The sequence below is a fragment of the Streptomyces sp. NPDC012637 genome (assembly GCF_042954805.1).
In the GTDB taxonomy this organism is placed as follows: domain Bacteria; phylum Actinomycetota; class Actinomycetes; order Streptomycetales; family Streptomycetaceae; genus Streptomyces.
In genome coordinates, this window is record NZ_JBIBDS010000008.1 from 459,904 (window position 1) to 476,476 (window position 16,573).

A 16,573-nucleotide genomic window follows, 5' to 3' on the forward strand; every position below is an offset into this window, starting at 1 on the left:
CTCACGGTTCCTCTCCCTGGCGGCGCACCAGCCGGAGGTGGACCAGCGTCACCGCCAGCAGGATCAGCAGCATCACGACGCCGATGGCGGCGCCGAGGCTGTACTCGGACGAGGCGAAGGCCTTCTGGTAGGCGTACACGTTGAGGATGAGGTTCTGGCCGGCGATGCCGCCGCCTCCGGTCATCACGTAGATCTGGGTGAAGATCTTGAAGTCCCAGATGACCGACTGGATCGTGACGACGACGAGGATCGGCCGCAGCATCGGGGCCGTGACGGAGCGCCAGGTCCGCCACTGGGACGCGCCGTCGAGGGCGGCGGCCTCCAGGACCTCGGTCGGGACGGCCTTGATGCCCGCGTAGACGGTGACCATCACGAACGGGAACGAGCACCAGACGACCTCCATGAGGACCAGTGCGAAGGCGCTGTGGCGCCCGTACGTCCACGAGAAGTCGCCGAGGCCGAGGATCCGGTTGACCGGGCCGTGGTCGGGGTCGAAGAGGAAGACCCAGACGGTGGAGCCGGTGACGGCGGGCGTGGCCCAGGCGCCGAGCGCGGCGAGCATCAGGGCGAGCCGGGGCAGGGCACGGACGCGGGTGAGGAGGACGGCGAGGGCGCAGCCGACGGCGAGGGTGGCGACGACGCAGGCGGCGGCGAAGAGGACGGTGGCGAGGAGGACCTGCCGGAACTGGGGGTCGGAGAAGAGGGCGGTGTAGTTGCCGAGGCCCCGGAAGGAGGTGGGCCGGCCACCGCTGACCTGGGCCTGGGTGTACTCCAGGAACGAGATCAGGCCGAGCTGGTAGAGGGGGTAGACGAGGAGCCCGCCGAGGACGGCGAGGGCGGGGAGCAGGTAGAGCCAGGGCGTCCAGGCGGAGCCGGTGCGGCGGGCGGTCCGCCGTGGTGCGGGGCGCGGGGGCCGGGTGGAGGCGGCCTCCTCCGTACGGGGTGCCGTGAGGGTCATCGGGTGTGCCTCAGCCCGCCGCCGCGAAGGCCGCGTCCATCTTCCTCGCGGCGTCGTCGGACGCGGTCCTGACGTCCTTGCGGCCGCTGACGACCTCCTGGAACATCGTCGGCAGTACGAGCGAGGCGTCGATCCGGCCCCAGCCGGGCGAGGCGGGGACGAACCTGGCGTCGGCGCCGAGGGTGTCGATGAACGGCTTCACGAACGGCTGCCTCTCCGCGGCCTGTCGGCGCACGTCGGTGTACGTGGGCAGGAAGCCGAGGGCGTCGAAGAACCCGGCCTGGGCGTCCTTGCCGGCGAGGGCCTTCATCAGGTCGACGGCGAGGGTGCGGTGGGTGGTGCTCTTCAGGACGCCGATGTTGTTGCCGCCGGCGAAGGCGGGGGCGATGGATCCCGGCGTGGTGCCGGGCAGCGGCACGACCGCGTACCTGCCCTTGACGGCGCCCGCCTCGACGGCCGCGTGGCTGAAGTCGCCGCCGATGGCCATGGCGGCCTTGCCGGAGGCGAAGGCGGTGACGGTGGCGTTGCCGCCCATCTGGGCGCACTTGGCGGCGGGGCAGTTGTCGTCGCCGAAGAGGGAGGTGTAGGCGGTGATGCCCTTGCGGGCCGCCTCGCTGTTGATCGCGGACCGGTAGGAGTCCCCTTCGGCGGTGGCGAGTTCGCCGCCGTTGGCCCAGATGAAGGGCATGGCGCCGTAGGTGTAGGCGCCGCCGACGGCGAGCCCGTACAGATCGGGCCTGGCCTTGCGGACCTTCTTCGCGGTCGCGATCAGCTCGTCCTGGGTCCTGGGTGCGGCGAGGCCGAGTTCCTCGAAGACGTCGGTGCGGTAGTAGAGGGCGCGGACGCCGACGAAGAACGGTGCGCCGTAGACCTTTCCGCCGACGGTGACGGAGGCCTTGGCGGTGGGGTCGGTGTCCTTGGCCTCGGGCCAGGCGCCGAACTCGGCGGTGACGTCGGCGAGTCCGCCGTCCTCGACGTATCCGGCGGTGTCGGTGTTGCCGTACTCGACGAGGTCGGGGGCGGAGGCGGGGTCGTTGAAGGCGGCCTTGATGCGCTGGGCCCGGGTGTCGACGGGGATGTACTCGACCTCCACCTCCGTGCCCTCGTGCTGTTGCTCGAAGGCGGCGACGACCCGGTCGACGACCTTTTCCTTGGGCTTGTTGGCGACCTCCTGGAAGAGCCAGACGCGCAGGGTGCCGGTCTTGTCGTCGGTGGCGGCCGCGCCGCCGGAGGTCTGCGGGGCGCAGGCGGTGAGGGAGATGAGGACGGTGGCTACGGCGATGCGGGCAGGAAGCTTCACGGCGGTTCCCCTCCAAGCGGCGTTGCAACATACGCAACGAGCGTTTCGCAGTGCACAACACGCGTGAGGTTAGGGGCGGACCACCGCCACGACAAGTGGTCTCGACCACTCCGCCGTCACACCGTGACCACGGGAAGCACCCCGTGCAACGGGCGCCCGGCGCCCGGCCCGGGAGCGCCCCGGGAACCCGCCCGGGAACACGAGAACGGCCCCCGGCGTGCGCACCGGTCACTGGTGCGCACGCCGGGGGCCGCCCCGACCGCGGAAGTCCGGACTACTTGCCGCCCTTGCCGTCCTTGCCGCCCTTGTCCTTGTCGCCGCCCGCCCCCATGGAGTCGTAGATCTCCTTGCACATCGGGCAGACCGGGTACTTCTTGGGGTCGCGCCCCGGTACCCAGACCTTGCCGCAGAGTGCCACCACGGGAGTGCCGTCGAGGGCGCTCGCCATGATCTTGTCCTTCTGGACGTAATGGGCGTAGCGCTCGTGGTCGCCGTCACCGTGGGACACCTGCGGCGTCGGCTCGACGAGGGTTCCCGTACCTGCCCCGCGCTCGGGCTCGAGAGTGCTCATAGGACCCAAGCGTACTGAAAGACGCGTGGCTCAGTTCAGCGAAGGGTCGTCCGGGTACGTCGCGACCATCGCCAGTTCGCCGCGCTGGCGGCGGAGGACCTGGCGCCAGAGGGTTTCGGGCTGGGGAGAGGAGACGTCGCCGGGTTCGGACTCGACCACGTACCAGGCGCCGTCGCGCAGCTCGGCCTCCAGTTGGCCGGGGCCCCAGCCCGCGTAGCCGGCGAAGATGCGCAGGGCGCCGATGGCCGGACCCAGGAGCTCGGGCGGGGTCTCCAGGTCGACGAGGCCGATCGCGCCGTACACCCGGCGCCAGCCGAGCGGGCCCTCGTCGCCGGGGATGACGGCGATGCCGAGGGCGGCGTCGAGGGAGACGGGGCCGCCCTGGAAGACGACGCCGGGCTCGCCCGCCAGCGCGGCCCAGGGGGCGAGGACGTCGCCGACGGTCACCGGGGTCGGGCGGTTGAGGACCACGCCGAGGGAGCCCTCGTCGTCGTGGTCGAGCAGCAGGACCACCGCCCGGTCGAAGTTGGGGTCCGCCAGCGCGGGTGTGGCGACGAGCAGCCGGCCTGTGAGCGAGGACACCTCGGTCATGCGACACATGATTCCGCACTTTCGCCGTTCGCGGGGGTTGTCCGGCCGGGTCCGGGGTAGGCGGGCGCCATCGCAGGTCAGCCCGGGGCCGGGCCGGGCCGCGGCGGGGGGCTTCGGAGCAGGGCCGGGAAGAAGCGGACGGTAACGCTCCGCAAGATCACGTAGACGGAGGGTGTTGTGCCGAATTCATTACGTTCGCGGGGCCCCCTCGGCCACACAAGTGAGGTCTCCTTGCCCCTTACTCTTTTCTCTGGCCACCCGACCGACGACCCGGAACGCGAGATTCATGACCGGCACAGACAGCCATGATGTACTGCTCGTCCATGGCGGAACCCCGCTCGAGGGCGAGATCCGCGTCCGCGGCGCGAAGAACCTCGTGCCCAAGGCGATGGTCGCCGCCCTGCTCGGCAGCGAGCCGAGCCGACTGCGCAACGTGCCCGACATCCGTGACGTCCGCGTGGTCCGCGGACTGCTGCAGCTGCACGGGGTGACGGTCCGCCCCGGCGAGGAGCCGGGCGAGCTGATCCTTGACCCGACGCACGTCGAGTCCGCCAACGTGGCCGACATCGACGCCCACGCCGGCTCCTCCCGGATCCCGATCCTCTTCTGCGGTCCGCTGCTGCACCGCCTCGGCCACGCCTTCATCCCGGGCCTGGGCGGCTGCGACATCGGCGGCCGGCCGATCGACTTCCACTTCGACGTGCTGCGCAAGTTCGGCGCGACGATCGAGAAGCGGGCGGACGGGCAGTACCTGGAGGCCCCGCAGCGGCTGCGCGGCACCAAGATCGCCCTGCCGTACCCGTCCGTCGGCGCGACGGAGCAGGTGCTGCTCACCGCCGTCCTCGCCGAGGGCGTCACCGAGCTGTCCAACGCGGCGGTCGAGCCGGAGATCGAGGACCTCATCTGCGTGCTGCAGAAGATGGGCGCGATCATCGCCATCGACACCGACCGCACCATCCGCATCACCGGTGTCGACAAGCTCGGCGGCTACAACCACCACGCCCTGTCCGACCGCCTGGAGGCGGCGTCCTGGGCCTCGGCGGCGCTCGCGACCGAGGGCGACATCTACGTGCGCGGCGCGCAGCAGCGCTCGATGATGACCTTCCTGAACACCTACCGGAAGGTCGGCGGCGCCTTCGAGATCGACGACGAGGGCATCCGCTTCTGGCACCCGGGCGGCTCGCTCAACGCGATCGCCCTGGAGACGGACGTGCACCCGGGCTTCCAGACCGACTGGCAGCAGCCGCTGGTGGTGGCCCTGACGCAGGCCTCGGGCCTGTCCATCGTGCACGAGACGGTGTACGAGTCGCGGCTCGGCTTCACCTCGGCGCTGAACCAGATGGGTGCTCACATCCAGCTGTACCGGGAGTGCCTGGGCGGCTCGGACTGCCGTTTCGGCCAGCGCAACTTCCTCCACTCGGCGGTCGTCAGCGGCCCGACCAAGCTCCAGGGCGCCGACCTGGTCATCCCGGACCTGCGCGGCGGCTTCTCGTACCTGATCGCCGCCCTCGCGGCGCAGGGCACGAGCCGGGTGCACGGCATCGACCTGATCAACCGCGGCTACGAGAACTTCATGGAGAAGCTCGTCGAGCTGGGCGCGAAGGTCGAGCTCCCGGGCAGCGCGCTCGTCTAGGCGGCGGAAGCGGGCCCGAGCGGCCGTGCGCGGCTCCGCGCGCGGCCGTGAGCCGTACCCGTACGCGGCCGTGCGCGGCCCCCACGAGGGCCGTCGGCAGGTCGTACGCGGCCTCCGCGAGCGGCCCGTGCGCGTTCGAACCCGGCCTTGCGCGGCCGTACGCGCTTCTGAAGGGCAAACGGAAGGGCGGCCACCCCCTGACAGGGTGGCCGCCCTTCCTGCTGCCTACAGGCCGCTTACTTGCCCTTGGCGGCTTCCTTGAGCTTCGAGCCCGCGGAGACCTTGACGCTGAAGCCGGCCGGGATGTTGATCGGGTCGCCGGTCTGCGGGTTACGAGCGGTGCGAGCGGCACGGTGGGTGCGCTCGAAGGTCAGGAAGCCGGGGATGGTGACCTTCTCGTCGCCCTTGGCGACGATCTCGCCGGTGATCTCGGCGAAGGCGGCCAGCACGGCGTCGGCGTCCTTGCGGGTCACCTCGGCGCGGTCGGCCAGGGCGGCCACCAGCTCACTGCGGTTCATTTCGTTACTCCCGTATTTCTTCTTGCCTGTGAGGCGGGTTGCCTGTGAGGCGGGCCACGCGGCGGGGCCGCATGATGGGCACTGCGAAGCCGATGCTGCCAGGGCCCTCGGACAGTGCCCGGACCCGGGTCTGGTGACAGACCCTCGCGCCCAGACCGCATCCTGCCCCCACCAGCGGCGGGAACGCCAATCCGGCACCCTCTGGGGTCACACGAAAAGCGCCAGTGCCCCTCGATGGTGACGTAGCGTCGACTCCGCACGGACCGTGCGGAGCCGGACTACCACCCTAAAGGCGGGTTTGGGATGCGGCGACCCGCGACACGCGCGCCGGGGCCGCCCCGAGGGCTGCGGCGGGGGCTCAGGCGCCCGCGGCCTTGGCCGCGTTGCGCACGGCGCCCGCGACCGCTCCCGCGACCCGGTCGTTGAAGACCGAGGGAATGATGTAGTTCGGGTTGAGCTCGTCCTCGGAGACGACGTCGGCCAGGGCGCTGGCGGCGGCCAGCATCATGTCCGTGTTCACCGTCCGGGACTGCGCGTCGAGCAGACCGCGGAAGACGCCCGGGAAGACCAGCACGTTGTTGATCTGGTTCGGGAAGTCCGAGCGGCCGGTGGCCACGACGGCGGCCGTCTGGCGGGCGATCGCCGGGTCGACCTCCGGGTCCGGGTTCGCGAGCGCGAACACGATCGCGCCCTCGGCCATCGCGGCCACGTCGTCCGCGCCGAGCAGGTTCGGGGCCGAGACGCCGATGAAGACGTCGGCGCCGACGACGGCCTGCTTGAGGGTGCCGGTGACGCCCTCGGGATTGGTGTTGTCGGCGATCCAGCGCAGCGGCGAGTCGGCCGGGGCGGCGACCAGGTCCTCGCGGCCCGCGTGGACGACGCCGTGGATGTCGGCGACGACGGCGTGCTTGACGCCGGCCGCGATCAGCAGCTTCAGGATGGCCGTACCGGCGGCGCCGGCACCGGACATGACGACCCGTACGTCGCCGATGCCCTTGCCCACCACGCGCAGCGCGTTGGTCAGGGCGGCGAGGACGACGATGGCCGTCCCGTGCTGGTCGTCGTGGAAGACCGGGATGTCGAGGGCCTCGCGGAGCCGGGCCTCGATCTCGAAGCAGCGCGGCGCGGAGATGTCCTCCAGGTTGATGCCCGCGAAGCCGGGGGCGATGGCCTTGACGATCTCGACGATGGCGTCGGTGTCCTGGGTGTCCAGGCAGATCGGCCAGGCGTCGATGCCGGCGAAGCGCTTGAAGAGGGCCGCCTTGCCCTCCATGACGGGCAGGGCGGCCTTGGGGCCGATGTTGCCGAGGCCGAGGACGGCGGAGCCGTCCGTCACGACTGCGACGGAGTTGCGCTTGATGGTGAGGCGGCGGGCGTCCTCGGGGTTCTCGGCGATCGCCATGCACACCCGGGCCACGCCCGGGGTGTAGATCATGGAGAGGTCGTCACGGTTGCGGATGGGGTGCTTGGACGCCATCTCGATCTTGCCGCCGAGGTGCATCAGGAACGTACGGTCGGAGACCTTGCCGACGACGATGCCCTCGATGTTCTTCAGCTGCTCGACGATCTCGTCGGCGTGCGCCGTGGAGGTGGCGGCGATGGTGACGTCGATGCGCAGCTTCTCGTGGCCGGAGGCGGTCACGTCGAGGCCGGTGACGGAACCGCCGTGGGTCTCGACCGCCGTGGTGAGCTGGGAGACCGCGGTGCCGCTCGCGGGCACCTCGAGCCGGACCGTCATCGAGTACGAGACGCTGGGCGCCGTTGCCATGGCCGTGTTCCTCTGCTTTCCCTAGCTTCGTTGCTACGCCGGCCCGGCTGGTCGCGGGGCGGCGCCCTCCGATCGTCGCACCTACCTGCGGGTAGCAGGTAATACGGTCATTTCGTTTTCGGAAAGTAGTTTCCACCATACGAGAGATGACCGGGAAACAGAAGAGGCCCCCGTCACCCGAAGGTGACGAGGGCCTCCACACGCTGACGACACCGACCCGCCATGCTCGCCTCGCGGCAAGTGGTCCCTCTGAGGGACGAAGGTTGGGCCCGGGGGCTTGGATCGAGCCGGTGCCACGACCAGGCTAACAAACCGCTCCGGGAAGTGATTCCTGCGGCGCGGGTTGACCGAAACCAATCCCACGGCAGCCCCGCGTCAGTCCCTCAGCAGGTCCGGTACGCCGTCCGGGTCCGGCAGGTCGCGCTCGCCCGAGATCACCGAGAGCGCCTGGGTGGAACGGGTCAGCGCCACGTAGAGCACCCGCAGACCGGCCGGCGACTCGTCCGCGATCTCCGCGGGTGAGACGACCACCGTGGCGTCGTACTCGAGGCCCTTCGCCTCCAGGGAGCCCAGCGCCACCACCCGGTCGCCGAGCCCCTGGAGCCAGCGGGCCGCCTCGGCGCGCCGGTCCATGGCGACGACCACGCCGACCGTGCCCTCGACCTCACCGAGCAGCCGCTCCGCCTCCAAACGTACGGTTTCGGCCAGCTCGCCCTTCTCCCCCACCGGGACGAAGCGGGGCTCGACGCCCGTGGAGCGGACCGCCTTGGGCGACTCCTTGCCGGGCATCGCGAGCGCGAGCACCTTGGCGGCGAGCTCGGCGATCTCGGCCGGGTTGCGGTAGTTCACGGTGAGCTCGAAACGGCGCCGGGGCCGGGTGCCCAGGGCCTCGTCACGGGCCCCGGCCGCCTCGTCCGGGTCGGACCAGGAGGACTGGGCCGGGTCGCCGACGACCGTCCAGGTGGCGTGCCGGCCGCGGCGTCCGACCATGCGCCACTGCATGGGCGTGAGGTCCTGGGCCTCGTCGACGATGACGTGGGCGTACTCGGTGCGCTCGGCGGCGAGCCGCTCGGCCCGCTCGCGCTGGGTCTCCTCCCGTACCGGCATCAGCTCCTCCAGGCCGGTGAGCTGGTCCAGCGGGTCGTACTCGCGCTTCTTGCGGGGCCTGGCGGGGGCGCCGAGCAGGGTGTTCAGCTCGTCGAGCAGGGCCACGTCGTGCACGGAGAGCCCGGGGCGGCGCAGCGAGCGGGCGAGCCGGCGGACCTCCCCCGGGTTGAGGATCCGGCGGGCCCAGCGGCCGAGCCGCTTCTCGTCGGCCATCGCGTCGAGGACCCGGCGCGGGGTGAGCTCGGGCCACCAGGCGTCGAGGAAGCCGAGGAAGGAGTCCTCGGTCGACACGTCCTCGTCGAAGGAGGAGCGCAGCTCGGCGGCGAGCTCGGGGTCGCTGTGCCGGCCGGCGGCGCCGGACTTGGCGTACAGCGCGTCGAGCAGCAGGCGACGGGCGCGCGGGCGGAGCAGGTTGACGGGGGCCGTGCCGGACAGCACGTTCTGCCGGATGCGGCGGAGCTCGTCCGCCCCCAGCTCCAGGCGGCGGCCGAAGGCGACTACGCGCAGGAGGGTGGGCGTACCGGCGGGGGCCGCCGGGGGCCCGTCGGCCTCTTCGGCCTCGCCCAGCGTGAGCTGGGCCCTGGGCGCGGGGGTCTCCAGGGCGCCGCGGGCGGCCTTGCGGAGCACGGCGAGCATGCGCGAGGAGCCCTTGACCCGGGCGACGGCGGGCTCGTCGTACGCGTCGGCCTCGACGCCGTCGACCAGCGAGCCCAGGGCGCGGATGGCGACCTGGCCCTCCTCGCCGAGCGAGGGCAGCACGCCCTCGGTGTACGAGACGAGCAGCGGGGTCGGCGAGACGATGAGGATGCCGCCGGCGTAGCGCCGCCGGTCCTGGTAGAGCAGGTAGGCGGCCCGGTGCAGGGCGACGGCGGTCTTGCCGGTGCCGGGGCCGCCCTCGACGTACGTGACGGAGGCGGCGGGGGCGCGGATGACCAGGTCCTGCTCGGCCTGGATGGAGGCGACGATGTCGCGCATGGTGTGGCTGCGCGCCTGGCCGAGCGCGGCCATGAGGGCGCCGTCGCCGATGACGGGCAGCTCGCGGCCGTCGAGGGTGGCCTTGAGCTCGGGGCGCATCAGGTCGTCCTCCACGCCGAGGACCTTGCGGCCCTTGGAGCGGATGACGCGGCGGCGCACGACCCGGCCGGGGTCGACGGGCGTGGAGCGGTAGAAGGGGGCGGCGGCGGGGGCGCGCCAGTCGATGACGAGCGGGGCGTAGTCGGCGTCGAGGACGCCGATGCGGCCGATGTGCAGGGTCTCGCCGATGTCCGCGGTGTTGTCCGGGCGCACGGCGTCCGCGGCGGGCTCGACGGAGGTGTAGGCGCCGTCGGGGCCCTTCTTGCCGTCCTTGCCGTAGAGCAGGTCGATGCGGCCGAAGAGGAAGTCCTCGAACTCGTTGTTGAGCCGGTTGAGGTGGATGCCGGCCCGGAACACCTGGGCGTCGCGCTCGGCGAGGGCGCCGGGCGTGCCGACCTGCCCCCGCTGGGCGGCGTCCTGCATCAGGAACTCGGCCTCGTGGATCTTCTCCTCGAGGCGGCGGTAGACCTGATCCAGATGTTCCTGTTCGACACCGATCTCACGGTCTCTGACCGTGTCGACGGCTTCCTGCGCGGCCACCGGGCCCCCTTCTGACGTGCACTGGGCAGCCGTCGAGCGTACGCCACCAGGGGGCGATATGTCAGGCCTGACGGCGGCCGGGCCGGGGATGAGCGGCGCGGTGCCGGGCGACCCGGGCCCGGTTGCCGCAGGCGGCACTCGAGCACCAGCGGCGGCGGCGCCCCCGCGAGGTGTCCAGATAGCAGCGGCGGCAGCCGGGTCCCTCGCAGCGGCGCAGCAGTACGCGGGCGGCCGGGTCGGTGAGCAGCTCGACGGCGTCCCGGGCGACGGCGGCGAGCAGGGCGCGGCAGTCGGGCTCGCCGCTGAGGGTGCGGACCAGGGCGCCGGAGCGGGTGCGTACGGCGCGGGGCGCGGGCGGCGCGGAGGCGGCGGCCAGTGCGTTGAGCAGTTCCAGGGCCGCGGGACGGACCGGGCGGCCCTCCAGCTGGGCGGCGACGAGGTCGGCGACGCAGTCGCGCAGCTCCCGGAAGGGCCCGAGCCAGCGGGTGTCGAGGGTGCGCAGCCGGGTGGCGGGCGGGACGAGCCCGGAGGTGCGGAGGAAGCCGGCGAGGGCCTCGGGGCTGTCGAGGGCCTCGACGGCGAGGTCCAGGCAGACGCGTCCGGAGTCCCAACCTGCCGTCATGCCCCTGCCACCTCCGGGTCCGGTGCGGGCCCTGCTCCGGGCGGGCCGGGACCAGAGTGCTCCTGGGGAGCGGAGCTGGCTAGAGGGTGTTCTGCCGAGCGCGACCGGGCGCTGTCAGTGGTGATCGCCACCCGGGCATCCCTACCCGTACGTGAAGGACCCGGCCGCGGTACGGCGGTGGCCGGAAGCTGGGCGACGGGCGCCGGACAGGCCGCCGCGGGCGGAGGGGCCGGCGTGCGGTCGTGCCGGACGGGCCGCCGCGGACGGAGGGGCGGCGTGCGGCGGGGCCGGGCGGGTCGCGGACAGCGGTCGGCCCGGGCGTACGGGGGAGCCGCCCGGGCCGACCGGTAAACCGGACTGCTCGGGGGAGCGCCGTCCGGTTGTCCGTGGTGTCCTCGCAGGTCAGCGCGGTCCGTGGGGGCCGCAGCGCGAGGCACCCACAGCATGAATGTTGAACTGTCTATTATCTACGGAGCGTTTTTCCTACAAATTCGCACACGGACAATTCGGGAGGCCAGGTGAACAGGACGGCACTACGGGCACTGCTCAAGGAACGCCGCGAACTGATCGCCCCCGAGGCGCACGGCCTCTCACGGCCCACCGGCCGCGGCCGGCGTGCCCGCGGCCTCTCGCAGCAGCAGGTGGACGAGCTGACCTGCCGCGCGGTCGACACCTACAACCGCCTGGAGACCGGCCGCTACCCGAACCCGCCCGCCGACTACCTGCGCCAGGTCGGCCGTCTCTTCGGCCTCAACGAGCAGGAGTGGGTCTCGCTCTGCCGGTACGCGGGCATCGGCGACCCGCCGGCCCCGCTCAACCCGTCCTCCGGTCTGGAGGTCCCGGGCGCCTGGCAGGAGGCCGTCGACGGCATCGGCCACATGGCGTACATCACCGACGCCTCCTGGAACCTGCTGGCCCACAACCGGCACTTCGCCGAGATGTACCCGGGCGGCCGGGCCCCGGCGAACACCATCCGGTGGATGCTCCTGGACGAGAGCGCGCGGGAGGACACCCTCATCGACTGGCACACGGTGTGGGCCCCGCTGATCCTGCCCCAGCTGCGGGCCGCGCTCGCCGCGCGCGGCGAGGACGAGACGCTCCGCGCGATCGAGCGGGAGGTGCGCGCCGACCCGTTCCTCGGCCGGCTGTGGGAGGAGGGCGGCTTCCACATCCACCCCGACGGCGACGAACGCCCGCTGCGCCACGCCCTCCTGGGCCCCGGACACGTCACGATCTGCGCGGCCCAGCCGCTCATGGCTCCGGGCGCCCGCATGATCATCATGATCTTCCGCCCGGGCCTCCAGAAGTCGCACGTCCGCGCCCCGATGCTGCGGGCGGCGCCCTGAGGCGTGTGCCGCCCCGAGCCGCCCGACCGGCCCTGGGGCGGGTCTTCCGGATCCTGCCGGCGTCCCGGCGCCCTGCCTGACCCGAAAGGCACGCCCTACCCGGCCGGAGGCGCCTCGTCGTGCAGGATCCGCTGGAAGAGGTGGTGTTCGCGCCAGGCGCCGGCGATGTGGAGGTAGTTCGCGGCCGTGCCGATCCGCGTGAAGCCGCACTTGGCGAGGACGCGCTGCGAGGCGTGGTTGTCGAGGAGCGTGCACGCCTCGATGCGGTGGAGGCCGAGCTCCTCGCGTGCGGCGCGGCAGACCTCCTCCGTCATGCCGGTGGCCACGCCCCGGCCCGCGTACTCCCCGTCCACCCAGTAGCCGAGCGAACCGCTGCGGAAGGGCCCCAGGACGATCCCGGACAGCGTCGCGGACCCCACGATCCGCTCCCCGTCCACGGCGAACCAGCGCCGCCCGCCGTCGGCGAGCCGGGCCGCCTGGGCCTCGGGCGTGTAGTACGTCTCCGCCCGGTCCGGCTCGAAGGGCCGCATGCAGGCCCGGTTGCGGAGCAGGGCGGCGGCGAGCGCGGCGGCGTCGGCGGCGGAGCCGGGGTCCGCGGGTCTGATCCTGATCATGGTCGTGGTCATCCGCGTACGGTAGACGGCCGCACCGGCCCGCGTCCGCCCTTCCGCGGCCCCGGACATGATCCCCCCTCGGCGCCCCGCCCCCGCCCCCGGGACGGGACTAGGCCCCGTCCCCGTCGCCGTACTTCGTGTCCGCCGCCGGGTCGAGCGCCAGCCGGTAGCCGCGCTTCACCACCGTCTGGATCAGCTTGGGCGTGCCGAGCGAGGTCCGCAGCCGGGCCATCGCCGTCTCGACGGCGTGCTCGTCCCGGCCCGCGCCGGGCAGGGCGCGCAGCAGCTCGGGACGGCCGACGACCCAGCCGGGGCGTCGGGCGAGCAGCCCGAGGAGGGCCATCCCGGCGGGCGGCACCGGGCGCAGCGCGCCGTCGACGAGGACGGCGTGGCCGCGGATCTCGACGTGGTGGCCTGCCACCGGCAGGACCCGGGCCCTGCCGGGCAGTTCCTGGCAGAGCAGCTGGACGAGCGGGCCGAGCCGGAAGCGCTCCGGCTGGTGGGTGTCGATGTCCATGCCCTGGAGCGGCAGCGCCGTCACCGGGCCCACGCACACCGCGAGCACGTCGTGCCGCAGCGCCGTCACCAGCTCGTCGAGCAGCCCGCGTTCGCGCGCCCGGTCGATGAGCGAGGCGGCGGCCGGGGCGCTGGTGAAGGTCACCGCGTCCAGGGCGCGGGCGACGGTCGCGTCGAGCAGCCGGTCGAGCGGGCCGACGTCCTCGGGCGGCATCCAGCGGTAGACGGGGACGGGCACGACCTCCGCGCCGCCCGCGACCAGCGCCTCGACGAAGCCGGGCAGCGGCTCCCCGTGCAGCTGGAGCGCGATCCGCCGGCCCTCGACGCCCTCGCCGAGCAGCCGGTCGAGGACCTCGGCCATCGACTCGGACGAGGGCGACCAGGACTCGGTGAGCCCGGCCGCGCGGACGGCGCCCTTCACCTTGGGGCCGCGGGCGAGGAGTTCGACGCCGCGCAGCCGGTCGAGCAGCTGCTCGCCGTGGCCCCACCCGTCCGCCGCCTCGACCCAGCCGCGGAAGCCGATCGCCGTGGTGGCGACGACGACGTCCGGGGCGTGGTCGATGAGGTCCTTGGTGGCGGCGAGGAGTTCGGTGTCGTCGGCGAGCGGCACGATCCGCAGCGCCGGACCGTGGACCACGCCCGCGCCCCGGCGGCGCAGCAGCGCGATCAGCTCGTCGGCGCGCCGTGCCGCCGTGACTCCGACGGTGAAGCCCGCCAACGGGCCGTGGCCCGGTTCCTGCCGCTCGTCCATGTCGCTGCCCCTGTCGTGCTCGTCCCTGTCGGCCGAGACTGCCGGGGTCGCGTGTCGGTCTCGGTTCACGATTATTTCCTGGTCGTTACGGCCGTGCGGGGCCACTGTGACTCACACCTCGGCGGGCGCGCGGGCCGGCTCCACACCGGCGGCCGTGTCCGGTACGGGCGCCACGGCGGCCGGCCGGCGAAGGTATACCGCCCAGGTGACGGTCATGCACGCCGCGTAGAAGACCAGGAAGGCGACGAAGGCACCGGTGCCGGAGCCGACGGTGAGGAAGGACTGGCGGAAGGCGAGGTTGATGCCGAGGCCGCCGAGCGCGCCGACGGCGCCGATGAGGCCCATGGAGGCGCCGGAGAGCCGCCGCCCGTACGCCTCCGCCGCCTCGCCCGTGAGGCCCTTGCGGTGCCCCTGGGTGAGGAAGATGGCCGGGATCATCTTGTACGTGGAGCCGTTGCCGAGGCCGCTGAGCGCGAAGAGTCCGACGAAACCGATCAGGAAGACCGTGAGCGACTCGACGACGGAGGCGTAGAGGACGACCCCGGCGGCGACGGCCATCGCCGCGAAGGTGAAGAGGGTGATCCGGGCTCCGCCGTGCTTGTCGGCGAGCGAGCCGCCGAAGGGCCGGACGAGCGAGCCGAGCAGCGGGCCGATGAACGTGAGCGAGGCGGCCTGGAGCGGGGTCCGGCCGAACTGGGTCTGGAGGACCAGGCCGAAGGCGAAGCTGTAGCCGATGAAGGAGCCGAAGGTGCCGATGTAGAGGAAGGCCATGATCCAGGTGTGCCGGGCCGTCACGGCCTCGCGCACCGCGCCGGTGTCGTTCTTGACGGGCGCCAGGTTGTCCATGAAGAGGGCGGCGCACAGGGCGGCGACGGCGATCAGCGGCAGGTAGACGCCGAGCACGATCCTCGGGTGCATGGCTCCCGCCGTGCCGATGACGAGGAGGCCGACGAGCTGGACGACGGGCACGCCGATGTTGCCGCCACCCGCGTTGAGGCCGAGGGCCCAGCCCTTCTTCCGCAGCGGGAAGAAGGCGTTGATGTTGGTCATGGAGGAGGCGAAGTTGCCGCCGCCGACGCCGGTGAGGGCCGCGACGAGCACGAACGTGCCGTACGAGGTGCCCGGCTCCATCACCGCGAAGGCGAGCCCGGTCGGCAGCAGGAGCAGCAGTGCGCTGACCACCGTCCAGTTGCGGCCGCCGAAGCGGGCGACGGCGAAGGTGTACGGGACCCGGACGAAGGCGCCGACGAGGGTGGCGGTCGCGATCAGGAAGAACTTGCCCGCGGGGTCGACGCCGTACTGCGGCCCCATGAAGAGCACCATGACGGACCACAGGGTCCAGATCGAGAAGCCGATGTGCTCGGCGAGCACCGAGAACCACAGGTTCCGGCGGGCGATCCGCTCGCCCTGCTCACGCCAGAAGGTCTCGTCCTCCGGCTCCCAGCGTTCGATCCACCGACCGCCCATCCCGCACCTCCGCTGTGTCGTCTGGCTGTACGGCCGACGCTAGGAAGCGCGCGTTTCAGGGCGGTGGCGGGAAGTGACGGGTGCGGAACCTTGCTCTCACCCGGAGCGCGGGCCCGCTGTGAGCGCCCCCGGAAAACCTCGGGGCCTTCCCCGGGATCACCTCTCCCGGATCGCTCCCCGCGGTCGCTTCCCCGCGTTCACTGCCCCGGGATCCCCGCGAGGACCTCGCCCTCCGGCAGCCAGGAGCCGGCCGGGCGGACGTGCCAGCCCTCGCGGTCGGCGATCTCGGCGGCGGCGCGGCGCAGGGCGTCGAGACCGGGGTGTCGCAGCCCCTTGCGCCACACCAGGCTCACGGGTGACAGGGGTACGGGGTCGACGAGGGGACGCAGGACACTGCCGGGCATCGGCGGGAAATCGACCACGGCGAGGACCGGCGTCGGGGCCTTGGCCATGACCCGGCGGAACTCCTCCATGCCGACGACGAGCGGCGCGGGCGCGGCGACGCGGATGCCCCGCCCGGCGAAGAGGAGCGCGGCGAACTCGGTCCACTCGGGCGTACGGTCGTTGCCGGCACCCGCGTAGACGTCACGGCCGGCGAGCGCGTCCAGCGGCACCTCGGACAGCCCGGCCAGCGGGTCGCCCTCGGGCAGCAGCACGGCCATCGGCTCGTACCGGACGAACTGCGCCTCCAGACCGGCCCGCAGGCCCGGCGCGAGCCCGCCGTACCGTCCGAAGGAGGCGTCGAGCCGCCCGGCGAGGATCTCGCGCACGGCGCCGGTGAGGCCGCTCTCGTAGCGGGCCATCAGCTCGAGTTCCGGGGCGAGTTCACGGGCGCGGCGGAGGACCCGCTCGTGTCCGAGACCCGCGCTGTTGAGGTCGACGAGCAGCGGGCGCGGCTCGCCGCGGAAGGCCTCGGCGAGTTCGTCGTACGCGGCGAGGACCCGGCGCGCGTACGGCAGGAGCCGTTCGCCGTCCGGGGTGAGCGCGACCTGCCGGGTCGTGCGCACGAACAGCTCGGCGCCCAGCTCGCGTTCGAGCCGGCGGACGTCCCGGCTGAGGGCCTGCTGGGCGACGAGGAGCCGGCCGGCGGCGCGGGTGAAGTGGAGTTCCTCGGCGACGGCGAGGAACGCGCGCAGGAGGCGGGGATCGAGGTCGTCCGGTCGGGTCACCGCCGCACATTAACAACGCGGGTGAGTG

General features: G+C 72.7%; 14 protein-coding genes. 2 read left to right on the forward strand and 12 right to left on the reverse strand.

What is annotated here, in order from left to right; translation table 11 throughout:
• Position 1: 1 nt before the first annotated feature.
• The 4 genes from ACFY8W_RS30505 to ACFY8W_RS30520 form a co-directional block, all read right to left on the reverse strand.
• Entirely contained in the window at positions 2-958 is a 957-nt protein-coding gene (locus ACFY8W_RS30505) for an ABC transporter permease subunit (RefSeq protein WP_391112067.1), read from the reverse strand.
• A 10-nt stretch (positions 959-968) separates the two neighbouring features.
• A complete protein-coding gene (locus tag ACFY8W_RS30510; protein ID WP_391112070.1) occupies positions 969-2,258 on the reverse strand; it encodes an extracellular solute-binding protein in 1,290 nt (429 codons plus the stop codon).
• A 274-nt stretch (positions 2,259-2,532) separates the two neighbouring features.
• A complete protein-coding gene (locus tag ACFY8W_RS30515) occupies positions 2,533-2,829 on the reverse strand; it encodes a DUF3039 domain-containing protein (protein WP_391112073.1) in 297 nt (98 codons plus the stop codon).
• A gap of 30 nt (positions 2,830-2,859) precedes the next feature.
• Complete coding sequence (locus tag ACFY8W_RS30520; RefSeq protein WP_391112076.1) at positions 2,860-3,420, reverse strand: YqgE/AlgH family protein; 561 nt, start codon at positions 3,418-3,420, stop codon at positions 2,860-2,862.
• 286 nt (positions 3,421-3,706) lie between these two features.
• Between ACFY8W_RS30520 and murA the strand changes: the two genes are divergently transcribed.
• Positions 3,707-5,053 carry a UDP-N-acetylglucosamine 1-carboxyvinyltransferase gene (murA, locus tag ACFY8W_RS30525; RefSeq protein WP_386864312.1) on the forward strand — a complete coding sequence of 449 codons (1,347 nt, stop codon included), beginning with the start codon at positions 3,707-3,709 and terminating at the stop codon, positions 5,051-5,053.
• Between the two features lie 236 nt (positions 5,054-5,289).
• Here murA and ACFY8W_RS30530 read toward each other — a convergent pair whose 3' ends face one another.
• The 4 genes from ACFY8W_RS30530 to ACFY8W_RS30545 all read right to left on the reverse strand — a co-directional run bounded on the left by ACFY8W_RS30530 (position 5,290) and on the right by ACFY8W_RS30545 (position 10,682).
• Positions 5,290-5,571 carry an HU family DNA-binding protein gene (locus ACFY8W_RS30530; RefSeq protein ID WP_128983783.1) on the reverse strand — a complete coding sequence of 94 codons (282 nt, stop codon included), beginning with the start codon at positions 5,569-5,571 and terminating at the stop codon, positions 5,290-5,292.
• A gap of 358 nt (positions 5,572-5,929) precedes the next feature.
• Positions 5,930-7,339: a malic enzyme-like NAD(P)-binding protein gene (locus ACFY8W_RS30535; protein ID WP_391112081.1), complete on the reverse strand. Its 1,410-nt coding sequence runs from the start codon at positions 7,337-7,339 to the stop codon at positions 5,930-5,932.
• 375 nt (positions 7,340-7,714) lie between these two features.
• Positions 7,715-10,060: a UvrD-helicase domain-containing protein gene (locus tag ACFY8W_RS30540; RefSeq protein WP_391112084.1), complete on the reverse strand. Its 2,346-nt coding sequence runs from the start codon at positions 10,058-10,060 to the stop codon at positions 7,715-7,717.
• Between the two features lie 61 nt (positions 10,061-10,121).
• On the reverse strand, positions 10,122-10,682 hold the full coding sequence (locus ACFY8W_RS30545) for an ABATE domain-containing protein (protein WP_391112086.1): 561 nt from the start codon (positions 10,680-10,682) through the stop codon (positions 10,122-10,124).
• 518 nt (positions 10,683-11,200) lie between these two features.
• Between ACFY8W_RS30545 and ACFY8W_RS30550 the strand changes: the two genes are divergently transcribed.
• A complete protein-coding gene (locus ACFY8W_RS30550) occupies positions 11,201-12,028 on the forward strand; it encodes a helix-turn-helix domain-containing protein (RefSeq protein ID WP_391112089.1) in 828 nt (275 codons plus the stop codon).
• Between the two features lie 95 nt (positions 12,029-12,123).
• Here the strand turns inward: ACFY8W_RS30550 and ACFY8W_RS30555 are convergent, their stop codons facing one another.
• The 4 genes from ACFY8W_RS30555 to ACFY8W_RS30570 all read right to left on the reverse strand — a co-directional run bounded on the left by ACFY8W_RS30555 (position 12,124) and on the right by ACFY8W_RS30570 (position 16,545).
• Positions 12,124-12,654 (reverse strand): GNAT family N-acetyltransferase, encoded by a 531-nt coding sequence (locus ACFY8W_RS30555; protein ID WP_391112091.1) that lies wholly within the window; start codon positions 12,652-12,654, stop codon positions 12,124-12,126.
• Positions 12,655-12,751: 97 nt separating this feature from the next.
• A complete protein-coding gene (locus ACFY8W_RS30560; protein WP_391112254.1) occupies positions 12,752-13,909 on the reverse strand; it encodes a uroporphyrinogen-III synthase in 1,158 nt (385 codons plus the stop codon).
• Between the two features lie 111 nt (positions 13,910-14,020).
• The gene (locus ACFY8W_RS30565; protein ID WP_391112094.1) at positions 14,021-15,376 is read right to left on the reverse strand and encodes an MFS transporter; all 1,356 of its coding nucleotides are present in this window, start codon (positions 15,374-15,376) and stop codon (positions 14,021-14,023) included.
• 197 nt (positions 15,377-15,573) lie between these two features.
• Complete coding sequence (locus ACFY8W_RS30570; protein WP_391112097.1) at positions 15,574-16,545, reverse strand: LysR family transcriptional regulator; 972 nt, start codon at positions 16,543-16,545, stop codon at positions 15,574-15,576.
• Positions 16,546-16,573 lie beyond the last annotated feature (28 nt).